18 protein-coding genes and 1 tRNA gene are annotated in these 18391 nt (G+C 65.7%); all 19 read left to right on the top strand.

The genetic code is table 11. The annotated features are described in order from the left end of the window. Positions 1 to 143 (top strand): EF-Tu C-terminal domain-related protein (locus tag G4D83_RS42200; protein WP_476703756.1); only part of this gene is annotated, 143 nt, incomplete at its 5' end. A gap of 101 nt (positions 144 to 244) precedes the next feature. Further along, positions 245 to 409 (top strand): 50S ribosomal protein L33, encoded by a 165-nt coding sequence (gene rpmG / locus G4D83_RS42205; protein ID WP_046713307.1) that lies wholly within the window; start codon positions 245 to 247, stop codon positions 407 to 409. A gap of 23 nt (positions 410 to 432) precedes the next feature. Beyond that, positions 433 to 508, top strand: a tRNA-Trp gene (locus G4D83_RS42210). Between the two features lie 101 nt (positions 509 to 609). Continuing rightward, positions 610 to 1053 carry a preprotein translocase subunit SecE gene (gene secE / locus G4D83_RS42215; RefSeq protein WP_163870619.1) on the top strand — a complete coding sequence of 148 codons (444 nt, stop codon included), beginning with the start codon at positions 610 to 612 and terminating at the stop codon, positions 1051 to 1053. Beyond that, positions 1053 to 1595, top strand: a complete 543-nt coding sequence (nusG, locus tag G4D83_RS42220; RefSeq protein WP_011553122.1) for a transcription termination/antitermination protein NusG — start codon at positions 1053 to 1055, stop codon at positions 1593 to 1595. The genes secE and nusG overlap by 1 nt, the downstream gene beginning before the upstream one ends. Before the next feature lie 134 nt (positions 1596 to 1729). After that, entirely contained in the window at positions 1730 to 2176 is a 447-nt protein-coding gene (gene rplK, locus G4D83_RS42225) for a 50S ribosomal protein L11 (protein WP_163870620.1), read from the top strand. Between the two features lie 34 nt (positions 2177 to 2210). Further along, positions 2211 to 2924 carry a 50S ribosomal protein L1 gene (gene rplA / locus G4D83_RS42230; RefSeq protein ID WP_163870621.1) on the top strand — a complete coding sequence of 238 codons (714 nt, stop codon included), beginning with the start codon at positions 2211 to 2213 and terminating at the stop codon, positions 2922 to 2924. Positions 2925 to 3315: 391 nt separating this feature from the next. After that, positions 3316 to 3837 (top strand): 50S ribosomal protein L10, encoded by a 522-nt coding sequence (rplJ, locus tag G4D83_RS42235; RefSeq protein WP_163870622.1) that lies wholly within the window; start codon positions 3316 to 3318, stop codon positions 3835 to 3837. Between the two features lie 100 nt (positions 3838 to 3937). Then, entirely contained in the window at positions 3938 to 4309 is a 372-nt protein-coding gene (gene rplL / locus G4D83_RS42240; protein WP_163870623.1) for a 50S ribosomal protein L7/L12, read from the top strand. Positions 4310 to 4488: 179 nt separating this feature from the next. Beyond that, the gene (rpoB, locus tag G4D83_RS42245; protein WP_163870624.1) at positions 4489 to 8721 is read left to right on the top strand and encodes a DNA-directed RNA polymerase subunit beta; all 4233 of its coding nucleotides are present in this window, start codon (positions 4489 to 4491) and stop codon (positions 8719 to 8721) included. 130 nt (positions 8722 to 8851) lie between these two features. Further along, positions 8852 to 13066: a DNA-directed RNA polymerase subunit beta' gene (gene rpoC / locus G4D83_RS42250; RefSeq protein WP_163870625.1), complete on the top strand. Its 4215-nt coding sequence runs from the start codon at positions 8852 to 8854 to the stop codon at positions 13064 to 13066. Positions 13067 to 13280: 214 nt separating this feature from the next. Further along, positions 13281 to 13772: a hypothetical protein gene (locus G4D83_RS42255; protein ID WP_163870626.1), complete on the top strand. Its 492-nt coding sequence runs from the start codon at positions 13281 to 13283 to the stop codon at positions 13770 to 13772. A gap of 170 nt (positions 13773 to 13942) precedes the next feature. Continuing rightward, positions 13943 to 14293: a phasin family protein gene (locus G4D83_RS42260; protein WP_163870627.1), complete on the top strand. Its 351-nt coding sequence runs from the start codon at positions 13943 to 13945 to the stop codon at positions 14291 to 14293. Beyond that, positions 14290 to 15033, top strand: coding sequence for a lytic transglycosylase domain-containing protein (locus tag G4D83_RS42265; protein ID WP_163870628.1), 744 nt, complete (start codon positions 14290 to 14292; stop codon positions 15031 to 15033). The genes G4D83_RS42260 and G4D83_RS42265 overlap by 4 nt, the downstream gene beginning before the upstream one ends. A gap of 126 nt (positions 15034 to 15159) precedes the next feature. Continuing rightward, positions 15160 to 15909: a hypothetical protein gene (locus tag G4D83_RS42270; protein WP_163870629.1), complete on the top strand. Its 750-nt coding sequence runs from the start codon at positions 15160 to 15162 to the stop codon at positions 15907 to 15909. Between the two features lie 28 nt (positions 15910 to 15937). Further along, positions 15938 to 16402 carry a social motility and stimulation tgl protein gene (locus G4D83_RS42275; protein WP_163870630.1) on the top strand — a complete coding sequence of 155 codons (465 nt, stop codon included), beginning with the start codon at positions 15938 to 15940 and terminating at the stop codon, positions 16400 to 16402. A gap of 43 nt (positions 16403 to 16445) precedes the next feature. Further along, positions 16446 to 17207 carry a social motility TPR repeat lipoprotein Tgl gene (tgl, locus tag G4D83_RS42280; protein WP_163870631.1) on the top strand — a complete coding sequence of 254 codons (762 nt, stop codon included), beginning with the start codon at positions 16446 to 16448 and terminating at the stop codon, positions 17205 to 17207. 19 nt (positions 17208 to 17226) lie between these two features. Continuing rightward, on the top strand, positions 17227 to 17613 hold the full coding sequence (locus G4D83_RS42285) for a helix-turn-helix domain-containing protein (protein ID WP_163870632.1): 387 nt from the start codon (positions 17227 to 17229) through the stop codon (positions 17611 to 17613). A gap of 8 nt (positions 17614 to 17621) precedes the next feature. Beyond that, entirely contained in the window at positions 17622 to 18356 is a 735-nt protein-coding gene (gene recO, locus G4D83_RS42290; protein WP_163870633.1) for a DNA repair protein RecO, read from the top strand. The last annotated feature ends 35 nt before the right edge of the window (positions 18357 to 18391 follow it).

Raw genomic sequence — 18391 nt, forward strand, 5'->3', positions numbered from 1 at the left:
TGGAAATGGTGATGCCGGGCGACAACATCGCGATCGAGGTGGAGCTCATCACCCCGGTGGCGATGGACAAGGAGCTGCGCTTCGCTGTTCGCGAGGGTGGCCGCACGGTGGGCGCCGGCGTCGTGGCCGAGGTCATCGAGTAATACGCCCGGGAGGCCGCAGGGCTTCCTGGCTCCACTTTCCGGATTTAGAGGGGAGGGCACCTTCTGGTAGCCTTCCCCTCTCGTGTCTGATGAGGTAGGTCATGCCGAAGGGCAATCGTTCCATTATTTCGCTCGAGTGCACGGTGTGCAAAGAGCGGAACTACACGACCACGAAGAACAAGCGGAAGAGCCAGGACAAGCTCGAGTTGAGCAAGTTCTGCTCGAAGTGCCGCAAGCATACGGACCACAAGGAAGGTAAGGTCTAGGTCGGTAGTTCCTGAGAGATTCTAGGCCAGTAGCTCCAACGGTAGAGCAGCGGTCTCCAAATCCGCGTGTTGGGGGTTCGAATCCCTCCTGGCCTGCCAAGTCTCAGTGGGAGCGGGGCCCCCGGTACCTGGAGGTACCGGGGGTTCCTGTGTTTCCACGGTTCTTGAAATTTCGCATTCGCAGTACCTCGTGAGGCACCATGGCGACGGCATCAGAGGCCAGCCAGCAGGCTAACCGCTCGGCGATGGATCCGAAGCGGCTCGTGGTCATCTTCTACCTCCTCGCCGGCATCATCCTGGCGCTGTTCCTGGAGCGCCTCTTCGGAGCGCTGTGGGCCAGCTTCGGATGGCCTGACGCGGTTCTCATCGAGGGGTTGGACTGGAAGGTCTCCACCCTCGTGGGCTACCTGGTGGCCGTGGGGGTCGCGCTGGTGGGATTCTTCCATCCAAAGACCCATACGCTCTCCATGGAAGTGGCAAGCGAGTTGATGAAGGTCTCCTGGCCTACCTGGTCGGAGACCCGGACGTCGACCATGGCCGTGGTCGTCGCCTCGCTTGTCGCCGCGGTGCTGCTCTTCTGCATCGACACCGTCGCGTACAACTTGATGGTGGAGTGGCTCCCGGTCCTGTGGGGGAAGCTGTAATGGCCATGAAATGGTACGTGGTCCACACCTACTCGAACTTCGAAAACCAGGCCAAGAAGAGCCTGGAGGAGAAGGTGCGTCTCGAGGGGTTGCAGGACCAGTTCGGTGAAATCCTCATCCCCATGGAGCAGGTCGTGGAGATGGTGAAGGGCGAGAAGAAGACGTCTCGCCGCAAGTTCTTCCCGGGCTACATCTTCGTGCAGATGGAGCTGAACGACCGGACGCTCCACCTGGTGAAGAACACGCCGAAGATCACCGGCTTCCCCGGGACGGTGCAGAACCAGAACCCCCTGCCCATCTCGGACCAGGAGGTCGCGCGGCTCACGTCGCAGATCTCCGAGGGCACGCTCAAGCCCAAGCCCAAGGTGCAGTTCGACGATGGTGACACGGTGCGCGTCATTGACGGGCCCTTCGCCAACTTCAACGGCACGGTGGAAGAGGTCAACGCGGAGAAGGGTCGCGTGAAGGTGCTCGTGAGCATCTTCGGCCGCGCCACGCCCGTGGAGCTGGACTTCATGCAGGTGGAGAAGACCACCGGCTAGTTTTCCGCGGGTGGCTCGGATAGAGCGCGCTTCGCACACCTTCCGCGCCCTCCGGGGCGCGGTTCCATGGGTGGGAGGACCTCCCCGTCTGGAGGCCCGTCAGGACCACCCCCTCGAAAGGCAGTCGTCAGCCGATGAAGAAGGTCACAGGTCAGGTCAAGCTGCAGATTCCCGCCGGCAAGGCGAACCCCGCTCCGCCGATCGGCCCCGCGCTCGGTCAGCAGGGCGTGAACATCATGGAGTTCTGCAAGCAGTTCAACGCGAAGACGCAGGCGGAGGCCAAGGAGGGACTGATCATCCCGGTGATCATCACCGTCTATCAGGACCGCTCCTTCACCTTCATCCTCAAGACGCCTCCGGCGGCCGTCCTCATCAAGAAGGCGGCGGGCCTGCACACCGACAAGAAGAAGGGGTCGGGAGCGAAGAAGCCTGGCAAGGAGAAGGTGGGGCAGATCACCCGGAAGCAGCTCGAGGAGATCGCCACGAAGAAGATTCAGGACACCACCGCCGCGTCGCTTGAGGCCTGCATGAACACCATTGCTGGCACCGCGCGCTCCATGGGCATCGACGTCGTCGGCTAAGCCGCCGCCCCACTCACGGACGAGGATTTCTGTCATGGCTCAGAATGGGAAGAAGTTCCGCGCGGCCTCCACGCTGGTGGACCGCGAGAAGCGCTACAGCATCGCCGAGGGCTTTCAGCTCCTGAAGAAGACGGTGGATGCGCGGGCGTCGAAGTACGACCAGACGGTCGATGTCGCCATCAACCTGGGTGTGGACCCCAAGCACGCGGACCAGATGGTCCGTGGCGCCGTGGTTCTGCCCAACGGCACGGGTGCCACCGTGCGCGTGGCCGTGTTCGCGAAGGGCGAGCGCGCCACCGAGGCCGGCAACGCGGGTGCGGACATCGTCGGCGCGGAGGATCTCCAGAAGCGCATCGAGGAGGGCTTCCTCGACTTCGACACCGTCATCGCGACGCCCGACATGATGGGTATCGTCGGTCGCCTCGGTAAGGTGCTCGGTCCTCGTGGCCTCATGCCGAACCCGAAGGTCGGCACGGTGACGATGGATGTCGCCAAGGCCATCCGCGATGCCAAGGGCGGTAAGGTCGACTTCCGCGCGGAGAAGGCCGGCATCGTCCATGCGAAGATGGGCAAGGCCTCCTTCTCGGTGGACAAGCTCGAGGGCAACTTCAACGCGCTGGTGGACCTGGTGATGAAGCTCAAGCCGGCCACCGCCAAGGGCGTGTACCTGAAGGGCATCGCCATCTCCACGACGATGGGCCCGGGCATCAAGATCGATACCCAGGAGATTCTGGCCCGCCACCGCTAGGCGGACAGCAGGCAGGGCGGCGCCCCCATCCCCGCACAGGGGGTGTCAGAGGTGCCGCTTGCCTGACGTCTCAGGTTCGAAAGTTCTGGATCTTTGCTGAAGCCGGGGGTATAGGCCCCCGGCTTTTGCAATTGGAGCGCCACGTCGTGAGACGGGTGTTCCGACCTGGTTCATGACAGCAGGGACCCGGTCAGAGGAGAAGTGCCCCGTTGGGAACCGGACAACAACCGGTCGGGTCATGGCTTCCCCTGTCGGGTTCAAACGGCCGCAAGGCCAGCCCTGCCGAGACTGGAGGTGCGTTGTGGTGTCTCTCGGAGACTCCTCTCGCTCTGCCACTTTGGCCCAGGCATCACGCCCGTCGGAAGACGGGCCAGTAAGGAGGTGAGTCAAAGTGCTGAAGAGCGAGAAGGAGGAGATGATCAAGGAACTCCACGAGAAGTTCTCGCGGACCAAGTCAGCCGTTGTCGCTGAGTTCTCCAAGGTGGATGTGGAGACGGTGACGAAGCTGCGCAAGAAGTTCCGCGAGGGCGGCGTCGAGTACAAGGTCATCAAGAACACGCTGGCGCGTCGTGCGGCGCAGGGCACGGACGTGGCGGTCATCGCTGATGACTTCACGGGTCCCGTGGCTCTGTGTCTCAGCTACGGCGATGTGGTGGCCCCGGCGAAGATCCTGACCGAGTTCACGAAGGACCTCGAGGACAAGATCAAGATCCGCAGTGGCGTGGTCGACGGCCGCAAGGTCGACGTCGCCGGCGTCAAGCAGTTGGCGAAGCTGCCGGGTCTCAACGAGCTCCGAGCGCAGTTGCTCGGGATGATCACCCAGCCGGCGACCAAGCTGGTTCGGACGATCGCCGCCCCAGGGACGCAGCTCGCGCGGGTCATTCAGGCCCACGCGGACAAGGCGGAGGGGTAGTTCCCCTCATCTATCCGAGAAGTTTTTCTACACCCACCTTTTCGGCCGTTCCTCCCTTTGGGAGTAAGGCCGTTAGTCAATCCAAGAAGGACACAGTTCCATGGCTGACCTGAACGCAATCGTTGATTCGCTTTCCTCCCTGACCATCATCGAGGCCGCCAACCTGGTGAAGGCCCTCGAGGAGAAGTGGGGCGTCTCCGCCGCCGCCGCCGCCGTCGTTGCCGGCCCCGCGGCGGCCGCCGCCGCTCCCAAGGAGGAGCAGACGGAGTTCACGGTGGTGCTGACGAACGCCGGCGCCAACAAGATCAACGTCATCAAGGAGATCCGCGCCATCACCGGCCTGGGCCTGAAGGAGGCCAAGGACCTGGTCGAGGGCGCGCCCAAGAACGTCAAGGAAGGCATCAACAAGGACGACGCCAAGAAGTTCAAGGACCAGCTCGTCGCTGCTGGCGCCACCGTCGACGTCAAGTAGGTCGAACAGGAGCTGCTTGGTTTCCGGGAATTCCCAAGCAGCTTCCTGACCGAATGAGCAGGCCGGCGCTCCCAGTGAGGGGAGCTGCCGGCTTTGCCCATTTGACAGTTGCAAATTTCCCGGCGCCGCCGCGCGTTATCGATGTTTGCCCCGCCCGAGCAGCCGTCCCCGGAGCCAGAATGCCGACGCAGATCCAGAACAATTTCCGCGTGCGGAAGACCTTCGCGAAGATCGCGAAGATCATCGACATTCCCAATCTTATCAACATCCAGAAGCAGTCCTACGAGAAGTTCCTCCAGGCCGATATCGCGCCGGAGAAGCGTGAGGACGTCGGACTTCAGGGTGTCTTCAACTCGGTTTTCCCGATTCGGGATTTCAACGAGACGTCGTCGCTGGAGTTCGTCAGCTACCACCTGGAGAAGCCGAAGTACGATGTCGATGAGTGCCACCAGCGCGGGATGACCTATTCCGCCCCCATCAAGGTCGTGGTCCGCCTGGTGGTGTGGGACAAGGATGAGGAGACTGGCGCCCAGTCCATCCGTGACGTGAAGGAGCAGGAGGTCTACTTCGGGGAAATCCCGCTGATGACCCAGAACGGCACCTTCATCATCAACGGAACCGAGCGCGTGGTGGTCAGCCAGCTGCACCGCAGCCCGGGTGCCTTCTTCGACCACGACAAGGGCAAGAGCCACTCGTCTGGCAAGCTGCTCTACAACGCCCGCATCATCCCCTACCGCGGTTCGTGGATCGACTTCGAGTTCGACCACAAGGACCTGCTGTACGTGCGCATCGACCGCCGGCGCAAGCTGCCCGCGACGGTGCTCATCCGCGCCCTGGGCGCCGTCAGCGACACCGCGAAGAAGAACCCGCTGGAGTTCAAGGGCTCCACCGAGGAGATCCTCAACTACTACTACGCCACGGAGACCATCTACCTCCAGAGCGCGACGGACTTCGAGAAGAGCGTCGAGCTGGAGCTGCTCCCGGGCCAGCGAGCCACCCGCGATATCAAGACGAAGACGGGCGAGCTCATCGTCAAGAAGAACCGCAAGTTCACCCGCGCCGCCATCAAGAAGCTCGAAGCGGCGAAGATGAAGACGCTGCCCATCGACGCGGACGAGCTCTTCACGAAGGTGTCCGCCTACGACGTGGTGGACGAGAACCCCGGTGAGGTCATCCTCGAGTGCAACGAGGAAGTCTCGCAGGACAAGGTCGACGAGCTCCTCAAGCGCAACATCAAGGAGTTCAAGGTCCTCTTCATCGACAACCTCAACGTGGGTCCGTACCTGCGTGAGACGTTGATGCTGGACAAGCTCGAGACGCCCGAGCAGTCCATTATGGAGATCTACCGCCGCCTGCGCCCTGGCGATCCGCCGACGCCGGAGACGGCGATCAACCTGTTCACCAACCTGTTCTTCAACCCCGAGCGCTACGACCTGTCCAAGGTGGGTCGCCTCAAGTTGAACTTCAAGTTCGGCCTCGAGGAGCCTCTCGACGGGCAGATCCTCACCAAGCGCGACATCCTCGAGGTGATCCGCTACCTGATCGATCTGAAGAACGGCAAGGGCACCATCGACGACATCGACCACCTCGGCAACCGCCGGGTGCGCGCGGTGGGTGAGCTGCTGGAGAACCAGTACCGCATCGGTCTGGTTCGCATGGAGCGGGCGATCAAGGAGCGCATGAGCCTCCAGGAGATCGAGACGCTCATGCCGCACGATCTCATCAACGCCAAGCCCGTCACGGCGGTCATCAAGGAGTTCTTCGGGTCCAGCCAGCTGTCGCAGTTCATGGACCAGACGAACCCCCTGTCCGAGGTGACGCACAAGCGTCGTCTGTCCGCGCTCGGGCCCGGCGGTCTGACCCGCGAGCGCGCCGGCTTCGAGGTGCGCGACGTGCACCCGACGCACTACGGCCGCATCTGCCCCATCGAGACGCCGGAAGGTCCGAACATCGGCCTCATCGCGTCGCTGTCGACGTATGCGCGCGTCAACGAGTTCGGCTTCGTGGAGACGCCGTACCGGAAGGTCGAAGCGGGCATCGTGACGACGGACGTGGCCTTCTACTCGGCGCTCGAGGAGGAGAAGCACACCATCGGTCAGGCGAACGCGGAGACGGACAAGAAGGGCAAGTTCGTCAACGCGCTCGTGTCCAGCCGCCGCGGCGGTGAGTTCGTCCAGGCTCGCGCGGAGGACGTGGACCTGATGGACGTGTCTCCGAACCAGCTGGTGTCGGTGGCCGCGTCGCTCATCCCGTTCCTGGAGAACGACGACGCCAACCGCGCCCTCATGGGCTCCAACATGCAGCGCCAGGCGGTTCCCCTGCTTCGCACCAGCGCTCCGCTGGTGGGCACGGGCATCGAGGCCATCGTCGCGCGCGACTCCGGCGTGACGTGCGTGGCCAAGCGCGACGGCACGGTGGAGAGCGTGGACGCGGGCCGCATTGTGGTGAAGGCGGACGTGCCGGCTTCGCTCAGCGACGTCTCGAGCGAGGTCGACATCTACAACCTGCTCAAGTACCAGCGCTCCAACCAGAACACCTGCCTCAACCAGAAGCCCATCATCAGCAAGGGCGACAAGGTGCGGAAGGGTGACGTCATCGCCGACGGCCCGGCCACCGAGACGGGTGAGCTGGCGCTGGGGCAGAACGTGGTCGTCGCGTTCATGCCGTGGCAGGGCTACAACTTCGAGGACTCCATCCTCATCAGCGAGCGCATCCAGAAGGATGACGTCTTCACGTCGATCCACATCGAAGAGTTCGAGTGCATCGCGCGAGACACCAAGCTGGGCAAGGAAGAGATCACCCGCGACATCCCGAACGTGGGTGAGGAGGCCCTCAAGGACCTCGACGAGAGCGGCATCATCCGCATCGGCGCCGAGGTGAAGCCCGGCGACGTGCTGGTGGGCAAGATCACCCCGAAGGGCGAGACGCAGCTGTCTCCCGAAGAGAAGCTGCTGCGCGCCATCTTCGGCGAGAAGGCCGGCGACGTGCGCGACAGCTCCCTGCGCGTGCCTCCGGGCGTGGTGGGCACCGTCATCAACGCCAAGGTGTTCAGCCGCAAGGGCGTGGAGAAGGACGAGCGCGCCAAGCAGATCGAGTCCATGGAGGAGGCGAAGCTCCTCAAGGACCAGAACGACGAGATCAAGGTCCTCCAGGACAGCGCCATCGGCCGCATCCGCGCGCTGGTGCGTGGCAAGGAGGTCCAGGGCAAGCTCGTGGACGACAAGGGGAAGATCCTCCTGAAGAAGGGGGACATCCTCGACGACGCGCTGCTGGCCACCGTGCCCTACAAGTACTGGGGCGAGATCTCCGTCGGCGACCCGCTCGACTCCCGCGTGCGCGACATCCTCCGCAACCTGGAGGAGACGAAGGAGGCCGTGAAGCTGGCCTTCGGCGAGAAGATCGCCCGCATCAAGAAGGGCGACGAGCTGCCCCCCGGCGTCATCAAGATGGTGAAGGTGTACGTCGCCATCAAGCGCAAGCTGGCCGTGGGCGACAAGATGGCCGGCCGCCACGGAAACAAGGGCGTCGTGTCCCGCATCCTCCCCGAGGAGGACATGCCGTACCTGGAGGATGGCCGTCCGGTGGACATCGTCCTCAACCCGCTCGGCGTTCCCAGCCGCATGAACATCGGGCAGATCCTCGAGACGCACCTGGGCTGGGCCGCCAAGGGCACCGGCGAGGCGCTGCAGCGCTACGTGGAGGACAACTGGAGCGCGGACGCCATCAAGGTCCGCCTCAAGGCCATCTACGGCGAGGAGACCGCGTTCGGCGAGTTCCTCGACAAGCTGGACGAGGAGGAGATCAAGCAGCTCTGCCGTCGCTCCAGGCGGGGTATCCACGTGGCCACGCCGGTGTTCGACGGCGCGCACGAACTGGAGATCCACCAACTGCTGGACGAGGGGAAGCTGCCTCGCACCGGCCAGATGGTGCTCTTCGACGGGCGCACGGGTGAGCCGTTCGACCAGAACGTCACCGTCGGCGTCATGTACATGCTGAAGCTGCACCACCTGGTGGACGAGAAGATCCACGCCCGGTCCATTGGTCCCTACTCCCTCGTCACCCAGCAGCCGCTGGGCGGCAAGGCCCAGTTCGGCGGTCAGCGACTGGGAGAGATGGAAGTCTGGGCGATGGAGGCCTACGGCGCGGCGTACACGCTGCAGGAGTTCCTCACCGTCAAGTCGGACGACGTGGTGGGCCGCACGCGCATGTACGAGGCCATCGTCAAGGGCGACAACGTCCTGGAGAGCGGCCTGCCCGAGTCGTTCAACGTGCTTCTCAAGGAGCTCCAGTCACTCGCGCTCGACGTCGAGCTGCTGGAGCACGCCCCCCCGGAGCGGCAGCGCAGCTTCGGCGGTGACTTCCTGGGTGGTGGTGGTGACGGCGAAGACCGGAAGACCGGTACCGACGCCTGAGAGAGCCGGAGCGCCCGCCTGACCGGCCGCCCGCCACCCTGAAAAGGGTGGGCGCGGCCGGGTCCGGGGCGGGGGCCCGAATCAGCTGGCGTTCCCCACGGGGGACGCCTCACGAGATTTCGGAGGCAACGTGAAGGACATTTTCAACTTCTTCGAGAAGCCGAAGGACCCGCTGTCGTTCAACGCCATCCGCATCGCGCTGGCGTCGCCCGACAAGATCCGCCAGTGGTCCCATGGCGAGGTGAAGAAGCCGGAGACCATCAACTACCGCACGTTCAAGCCGGAGCGTGACGGCCTGTTCTGCGCCCGCATCTTCGGGCCGGTGAAGGACTACGAGTGCAACTGCGGCAAGTACAAGCGCATGAAGCACCGCGGTGTCGTGTGTGAGAAGTGTGGCGTGGAGGTCATCCAGTCGAAGGTCCGCCGCGAGCGCCTGGGTCACATCACCCTGGCCACGCCGGTGGCCCACATCTGGTTCCTCAAGTCGCTGCCGAGCCGCATCGGCAACCTGCTCGACATCACGCTCAAGGAGCTGGAGAAGGTCCTCTACTGCGAGAGCTACATCGTCCTCGACCCCAAGTCGACGCCGCTGACCAAGGGCGAGCTCATCAGCGAAGAGAAGATGCACCGGCTCTACCAGGAGCACGGTGAGGACTCCTTCACCACGGGCATGGGCGGCGAGGCCGTCCGCGAGATGCTCAAGGCGCTGGACGTGGAGCGGCTGTCCGAGGACCTGCGCAAGGACATGCGCGAGACCACCAGCGAGGCGAAGCGGAAGAAGTACGCCAAGCGCCTGAAGGTGGCCGAGGCGTTCCGCGTCTCCGGCAACAAGCCCGAGTGGATGATGCTGGACGTGATTCCGGTGATTCCGCCGGACCTGCGCCCGCTCGTTCCCCTCGACGGTGGCCGCTTCGCGACCTCCGACCTGAACGACCTGTACCGTCGCGTCATCAACCGCAACAACCGCCTCAAGCGCCTCCAGGAGCTCAACGCTCCCGACATCATCATCCGCAACGAGAAGCGGATGCTGCAGGAGGCGGTGGACGCGCTGTTCGACAACGGTCGCCGCGGCAAGACCATCACCGGCCCGAACAAGCGGCCGCTCAAGTCGCTGTCCGACATGCTCAAGGGCAAGCAGGGCCGGTTCCGTCAGAACCTGCTCGGCAAGCGCGTGGACTACTCGGGCCGCTCCGTCATCGTCGTCGGTCCCGAGCTGCGCCTGCACCAGTGCGGCCTGCCGAAGATCATGGCGCTCGAGCTGTTCAAGCCGTTCATCTACAACAAGCTGGAAGAGAAGGGCTACGTCACCACCATCAAGTCGGCGAAGAAGATGGTGGAGAAGGAGCGTCCCGAGGTCTGGGACATCCTCGAGGACGTCATCCGCGAGCACCCGGTGCTCCTCAACCGCGCCCCCACGCTGCACCGCCTGGGCATGCAGGCCTTCGAGCCCGTCCTCATCGAGGGCAAGGCCATCCAGCTGCACCCGCTCGTCTGCGCGGCGTTCAACGCCGACTTCGACGGTGACCAGATGGCCGTGCACGTGCCGCTCTCCATCGAAGCTCAGATGGAGGCCCGCGTGCTGATGATGTCGACCAACAACATCCTCAGCCCCGCGAACGGCAAGCCCATCATCGTCCCGACGCAGGACATGGTGCTCGGCATCTACTACATGACCCGCGCCCGCGAGTTCGCCAACGGCGAGGGTCGCGTGTTCAGCTCGCCCGACGAGGTGCGCGCCGCGCACGACCACGGCGAGGTGCACCTGCAGGCGAAGGTGGTCTGCCGCATCGACGGCGTCCGCAAGGAGACCACCGTCGGCCGCGTCCTCCTGTGGGAAGTCGTTCCGCGCCGCGTGGGCTTCGACGCCATCAACAAGGTGCTCGACAAGAAGTCGCTCGGCGGCCTCATCGACCTCTGCTACCGCCTCACCGGCGAGAAGGAGACGGTGCTGCTCGCGGACCGCATCCGCAGCCTCGGCTACTACAACGCGACCCGCGCCGGCATCTCCATCGCGCTCAAGGACATGATCATCCCTGCGAAGAAGCAGGAGTTCCTGGACTACGCGCGCAAGGAAGTGGCGGAGATCGAGAACCAGTACCTCGAGGGCCTCATCACCGACGGTGAGCGCTACAACAAGGTCATCGATATCTGGGCCGAGGTCACCGAGAAGGTGGCCCAGGAGATGATGCAGCAGATCTCCCAGGAGGAGGCCTCCGGGGACAAGGACGGCAAGCGCGAGTCGCGCAAGCAGCCCTCGTTCAACCCCATCTACATCATGGCCGACTCGGGCGCGCGTGGTAGCGCCCAGCAGATCCGTCAGCTCGCCGGTATGCGCGGCCTGATGGCGAAGCCCTCCGGCGAAATCATCGAGACGCCCATCACCGCGAACTTCCGCGAGGGTCTCTCCGTGCTGCAGTACTTCATCTCCACGCACGGCGCTCGCAAGGGCCTGGCGGACACGGCGCTCAAGACGGCCAACTCCGGTTACCTCACCCGCCGTCTCGTCGACGTGGCGCAGGACGCCATCATCAACGAGTACGACTGCGGCACCATGGACGGTCTGTTCATCGGCGCCCTGGTCGAAGGCGGAGAGATCATCGAGCCGCTCGGCGAGCGCATCCTGGGCCGCGTGGCCCTCGATGACATCCTCGACCCCGTCACGGGCGAGGTGCTGGTGCGCGCCAACGAGGAGATCGACGAGGAGCGCGTCCGCCGCATCGAGAACAGCGGTCTGGACAAGGTGAAGATCCGCTCGGTGCTCACGTGCCAGGCCAAGCGCGGCATCTGCGTGGAGTGCTACGGCCGTGACCTGGCCCGCGGCCGGAAGGTGTCCGTCGGTGAGGCCGTCGGCGTCATCGCGGCGCAGTCCATCGGTGAGCCGGGTACGCAGTTGACGATGCGCACCTTCCACATCGGTGGCGCGGCGACGCGGCGCGCGGAACAGTCCAGCCTGGAGAACCGCTACGCCGGCAAGGTGAAGTTCGCGGGTCTCACCACGGTGCAGAAGGTGGATGGCACCCTGGTCGCGATGAACCGCAACGGCGAGCTCGTCGTCATCGACGACTCGGGCCGTGAGCGCGAGCGCTACCAGATCATCTACGGCGCCCGCATCCTCATCAAGGAAGGGCAGCGCATCGAGCCGGGCACGCTCGTGGCCGAGTGGGACCCGTTCGCGATTCCGCTGCTCACCGAGGTCGGCGGCACCGTCCGGTACGAGGACATCATCGAAGGCGTGACGATGTCCGAGACGCTCGACGAGGTCACCGGTCTGTCCCGGAAGACCATCATCGAGTCCAAGGACCCGGAGGCCCGTCCGCGCGTCTCCATCCGCGACGCCCAGGGCAACACGAAGGACCTGCCCTCGTCCCGCAACCCGGCGAGCTACTTCCTGCCGCAGGGCTCCATCATCACCGTCAACGACGGCGATGAGATCCACCCGGGCGAAGTGCTCGCCAAGGTGCCCCGCGAGACGACGAAGACCAAGGACATCACGGGCGGTCTGCCCCGCGTGGCCGAGCTCTTCGAGGCGCGCAAGCCGAAGGACGCCGCGGCCATCGCGGAGATCGACGGCGTGGTGTCGTTCGGCAAGGACACCAAGGGCAAGCGCAAGCTCATCATCACCCCCGAGGTGAATGGCGAGCAGCGCACGGACCTGGCCAAGGAGTATTTGATCTCCAAGGGCAAGAACATCAGCGTCCACTCCGGCGACCGCGTGAAGGCCGGCGAGGCGATGATGGACGGCGCGGCCAACCCGCACGACATCCTCAAGGTGCTGGGCGAGAAGGAACTCGCGCGCTACCTGGTGGACGAAGTGCAGGAGGTCTACCGACTCCAGGGCGTGAAGATCAACGACAAGCACATCGAGACGATCGTGCGGCAGATGCTCCGCCGCGTGCGCGTCACCGACGTGGGCGACACCAACTTCCTCGTCGACGAGCAGGTCGAGAAGTGGGTGTTCGAGGAGGAGAACGAGAAGATCATGGCCGAGGGCAAGCGCCCGGCCGTGGGTGAGCCGCTGCTGCTCGGCATCACCAAGGCCTCGCTCTCCACCGAGTCGTTCATCTCGGCGTCCTCCTTCCAGGAGACCACCAAGGTGCTCACCGAGGCCGCCATCAACGGCAAGGTGGACTACCTGCGCGGCCTCAAGGAGAACGTCATCATGGGCCGGCTCATCCCCGCCGGCACGGGCCTGCCGAACTACAAGCACCTCGACATCGAGGTGGAGAGCCCGACCGACGAGGTCAACGAGATGGAGGCCGCGCTCGCCGGCGCTCATGGCGACGGTGGCCCGCTGGGCTCGCCGTCCCAGCGTCCGGAAGGCACCCAGACGACGGGCGCCGCCTAGCCTCCTCCGGCCGCCTGTCTGGCGTGCCGGCTTGCTTCCCTCCGCCGCCCCGGTGCTCGCATCGGGGCGGCGGTTTCATTTTTGTGGCCCGGAAATCCGGATTTGCTGGAACCTGGCCTTGACGCCCATGGCGCGCTGCGTTAAGTTTCGCGCGTTGAGTATTGACACACTGGGTTAGTCCCCGGCGACGCCGGGACAAAAAGGGGAGGACGACATGGCCACGACGAAGCAGGCGGCGACGAAGCACGAGGCGACGGCGACCACGACCGAGGCGAGCGCCGAGGCGGTGAAGAGCAGTCTGTCGAACGTGGAAGTATTCCTGAAGGCGCAGCTCGCGCATGCGCAAAAGCGCATCGAGGAGCTGGAGGGCGAGGCCGGCAAGGTGGTGAAGGCGCTGGACGCCCGCCGCGTGGAGGCCACCAAGGAGGCGCAGTCGCTGTGGACGAAGTTCCAGGCGGGTGAGCTGCTGACGGACCCTCGCGTGAAGGAGCTGGGGACGAAGGTGAACGCGGCCGGCTCGGAGCTGCGCAAGCGCCTGGACGGGCTGCAGGCCCGGGTGGTGGAGACGGTGGGCGTGGCCAGCCAGTCCCAGCTTCAGGAAATCAACAAGGAGCTGTCCAAGCTGTCGCGCAAGGTGGACGCGCTGCTCAAGCCCATCCGCCGCAACGGCGCGGCGAAGGGTTCGGAGACCACGCCGCGCGCCTGAGAGCGCCGCGTGGTTGACGGTTGGTGCCCCCTTCCTGTCCCACGAGTGGACATGGCGCAGGGCAGGGGGCTCGTTCTCGTTTCCTTCACCCTGGGGGTGTGATTACGTGGCAGGTCCGTTCGACTGTTCCGGGCTTGCCTGCCTGGTACACCCCCTCCCGGAGAGACCCATTGGACAACAAGCCCGAGGCCGCCCGAGAGAAGAACCCCGTCGCGGAAACCTTTGAGCGCATCTGGAGTCAGGCGCTGCTGGCGGTGAACACCGCCGAAGAGGAAGCCTCCCGAGCCGTACAGCGGGTGGCGGCCGTGGCCGGCTGGAGCCAGGACGAGGTGAAGCGTCAGGCCCAGGCCTTCTCGGACCGACTGGCGGGGCACCGCAAGGACCTGGAGCACAACGTGGAAGACAAGGTCCGCACCGCCGTGACCCGGATGAAGCTGCCGCGTCGCGAGGAGCTCCAGGCTTTCGGCACCCGTCTGGAGCGCCTGGCCGAGCGCATCCAGGCCCTGGAGCAACGTAAGTGAAGGCCCCCGCCCCTACGGGCGGGAGGTCTTTCGGTACGCGGTTCTTCGAATCTCTCCACGCCCTCAGTTCAGGCTGCTCCCGAGTCCCCCTGCTGGCGGGGGTGATGCTCGTCATGTCCGCGCGGGTGGTGCCGCTGCTGGAGGAGCGTCCCGTGCAGCCCGTCGTCCCCGAGCGGGTGGGCGCGGAGAGTGCTTCTCCGGAAGCCACCCTCATCGACGCGGTGCTGTCCCGTCGCGCGCCGGACCTGGGGCTCACCCTGCGGCGGCAGCTGGGGCAGGCCATCGCGGAGGAGGCTCGGACGGCGGGGTATGATCCGCTGCTCGTGCTGGCCCTCATCGACGTGGAGTCCGACTTCGCGGAGGAGGCCATCTCCGAGAAGGGCGCGCGCGGGCTGATGCAGATAAAGCCCAGCACCCTCCACTTCCTGGCGGAGAAGGAAGGCCTGCGGCTGTCCCGGGAAGAGGTGACGGCCGACACCGCCCTCTGCGTCCGGCTGGGCATCCGCTACCTGCGCTCGCTCCAGGACCGCTTCGGGGGAGATTTGGAGCTGGCGCTGATGGCCTACAACGCCGGTCCCACCCGCATCCGCAACGCCATCAAGCAGGGCGAGCTGGAGCGCTTCCGGCGCTATCCACGGGCGGTGAGGCGCGACTTCCGCCGCTTCCGCGAGGGCCATGGCCTGGGCGGAGACTGGGCCCTGGCCCAGCGCGAGGCCCCCAGCCCCGAGCCGACGCCCTGACGCGTCCGTGAATCTCCCGGCCGCCCGGCCGCTCCAAGCACGTGCATGTGCGCCTTGTCCCGTTCCCCAGGGTGCGCTAAGCGTTGCAAGTGCCCGGGACTGTTGGAGTTTCCGAGGAGTGACTACATGAATCGCCCGTTTTCGAGCGCGGCGCTCACCGCCGCCCTGGTGGTGCTGTCGCCGCTGGGTGCCCTCGCCGGCTCCGTCTACCTCAACGGTGTGTTGATCGACGGCGTCACCAACACGAAGTTCGAGAAGGCCACCGTCCGCATCGACGAGGCCGGCAACATCCACATCGATGCACCGGGCTACCGCGCGTCGACGACGACGGTGGCGCCTCCGCCGACGGTTCCAGCGCAGGCCGCCATGGCGCCCGGGGCGGCGACGCCCGCGGCGCCCTCCGGGGCGACTCCCGCCGTGGCCCAGGCCGCTACCCCCCAGGCCATGGCCGTGCCGGCCTCCGGACAGGGCGCTCCCGCTGCTGTCGCCGCCCCCGCCGTGGCCACGACGCCGGGGCGTGTCACCCAGCGCTACTGGCTGGTGACGGAGCAGACGGTGCCGGGGATGACCGAGTACGACATCGACGTGTACGTCAACTCGCGGTGGCTGCGGAAGCTGCGCGGCAACGAGGACCAGGTCGTCGTCGACGTCACCAGGCACCTGCAGCCGGGCACCAACCAGGTGATGTTGATGGCGAAGAAGGTCGGCACGGGCTCGCGGCGCAGCGATTCGCCCAAGCACGTGTTCCGGGTCATCATCGGGGAAGGCAACGAGGGCGGTGGGAACGTGATGATCGACAACCCCCTCATCCGCTTCCAGACGACGGCGGCGGAGTCGAAGGACGTCACACAGGAGTTCACCCTCACCACGCGCTGACGGGGGAGGGTTCACGGAGAGACACGTCGTGTTCAACCTGGATGAGCGCTACCGCGGGCTTCCCGCGACGCGTGAGCAGATCCTCGCGCTGCACACCTCGCTCAACACGCCACATGTGGCCATCCCCGGCAAGCAGGCCGGGCCGGCCCAGGCGTTCGTCGTGGGCCTCCGGGGAGGGCAGGGGGCGGCCGTCTTCGTCTACCTCTACCTCGCCGAGGCGGGGGACTGCGCCGTGTACCTGTCCGGCCGCCGCAACATGACGGCGGACGAGTACCGCGACGACGAGGGGGAGGCGCTGGCCTTCGTCGAGTCGCTCGGCTTCATGATGGATGACGCCAACTGGCGCGCGCAGCCCGCGGAGTTGCAGGACGAGATGCTCAAGACGCTGCCGGTCTTCTTCAAGGACCCCACGCTCGTGCCGGCGGTGAAGGCGCGCGCGGAGGAGAAGAAGAACGTCACCACCACCCTGGGCCGGTTCCTCGCGGCCTTCTGACTCCCTGCCCCCCACTCCCTTTCCGTCGTCGAGAACCGCCCCCATGCTCCGCCTCGTCCCAGCAACCTGCTCCCTCGCGCTCGTGCTCGCGCTCTCCGGCTGCGTCCATACCCCCACGGAGAAGGAGCGCCGCAGCGCGGAGATCCACTACGACCTGGCGCTCCAGGCCCAGCAGCAGGGACACCTCCAGGACGCGCTGCGCGAGCTGCAGGTGTCCCTGGAGAATGACCCGGACTACCCGGAGGCCCACAACGCCATCGGCATCCTGCTGCACATGGTCTTCAGCCGGCCGGCCGAGGCGGTGAAGCACTACGAGCACGCGCTGAAGGTGCGGCCGGGCTTCTCCGAGGCGCGCACCAACCTGGCCAACGTGCACCTGGACCAGTCCCGCTACGCAGAGGCCATCAAGCTCTATGAGCAGGTCCTCAACGACATGCTCTACCTGACGCCCTACATCGCCCAGGCGAACATGGGCTGGGCACTCTACAAGAAGGGCGACACGACGCGCGGGGTGAGCAGCCTCAAGGCCTCCGTGACGACCAACCCCGGCTTCTGCCTGGGCTACCGCAACCTGGGCATCATCTACGACGAGACGGGCAAGCTGGATGAGTCGTGCCGCCAGTTCTCCCGCTTCCGCGAGAACTGTCCGGAAGCGGCCGAAGCGCACATGCGCGAAGGCGTCTGCCTGGCGAAGCTGGGGCAGGCGGATGCCGCCAAGCAGGCCTTCCAGTTCTGCGAGGCCAAGGCCAAGGCGGGCGAGCAGGAGATGAAGGACGACTGCCGAAGGCTGCTCGAAAAGCTCTAGTCTGCTATCTGGGCGTATCGTGGACCACGTCGACTTCGGCAAGTACCTGAGCCAGCAGCGCGACCTCCGGGGCATGTCCCTGGAGGATGTCGCGCGGGAGACCAAGATTCCCCCGACGCTCATCGCCGCCCTGGAAGCGGGCCAGGTGGAGCGGCTGCCCTCGCGCATCTTCGTGGTGAACTACATCAAGGCGTACGCGCAGGTCATCGGCCTGGCCCCGGAAGAGGCCGTGCTGCGCTACGAAGAGGTGGACCGCTCGGTGCCATCTCCGTCTCCCGCCCAACTGGAGAAGGAACGACGCAAGCGCGCCTACGTGGGACTGTCCGTCCTCCTGGTGGCCCTGGCGTTGGGCGTCTACCTGTTCCTCGTGCTGAGCGGGAAGCTTCCTTCTCCGCTCGCGCGTTGAATGACGTCATGGAGCGCTACGACGACGATGCGCTCGTGCTGTCCACCATGGACTACGGCGAGGCGGATCGCCTCGTCACGCTGCTGACGCGCGAGCACGGGAAGCTGACGGCCTTCGCCTCGGGGGCTCGCAAGAGCAAGCGACGCTTCGCTGGCGCGCTGGAGCCGTTCATGCGGCTGCGCGTCCACATCGTCGAGACACGCGGCTCCACCGTGCGGCTGGACTCCACGGACATCGTCGCCGGCTACTACGCCGCGCGAGAGGACCTGTCGCTCATCGCCCGCGCGCTCTACGCCGTGGAGCTGTGCCGGGAGCTGACTCGAGACCACGAGCCGCAGCCGGAGCTCTTCTTCCTGCTCGAGGCCTACCTGCGCCGCCTGGACGCGAAGGAGGCGGGCCCCACGTCGCTCCTGGCCTTCGAGCTGTCGGCCCTGGCCCACGCGGGCCTGATGCCTCGCTTCGACGCGTGCTCGCTGTGCGGGAAGGAGCCGGGTGAGCGTCCCCGGTTCGACCAGGCCCACGGAGGCGCTGTCTGCGAGGCCTGCAGCCTGCGCGTCCGCGAGGCCGTCCCCATTCCCGTGGAGCTGCTCTCCGGACTGCGCGCGCTCCAGGAGGGCGAGCGCACGCCACTCCCCGCGGACCTGCGCGCCCGGGCTCGGAGTCTGCTCAACATCTTCATCGCCCACCACCTGGGGCGACGTCTCAAGAGCGTGGACTTCATGGCCCAGGTGGGCCTGGACTGACGGAAAAAAGGGCGCGCGGTCCGCGCCGCGGGGGA

Origin of the sequence: Myxococcus eversor, from assembly GCF_010894455.1 — a bacterium.
Taxonomy (GTDB): domain Bacteria; phylum Myxococcota; class Myxococcia; order Myxococcales; family Myxococcaceae; genus Myxococcus; species Myxococcus eversor.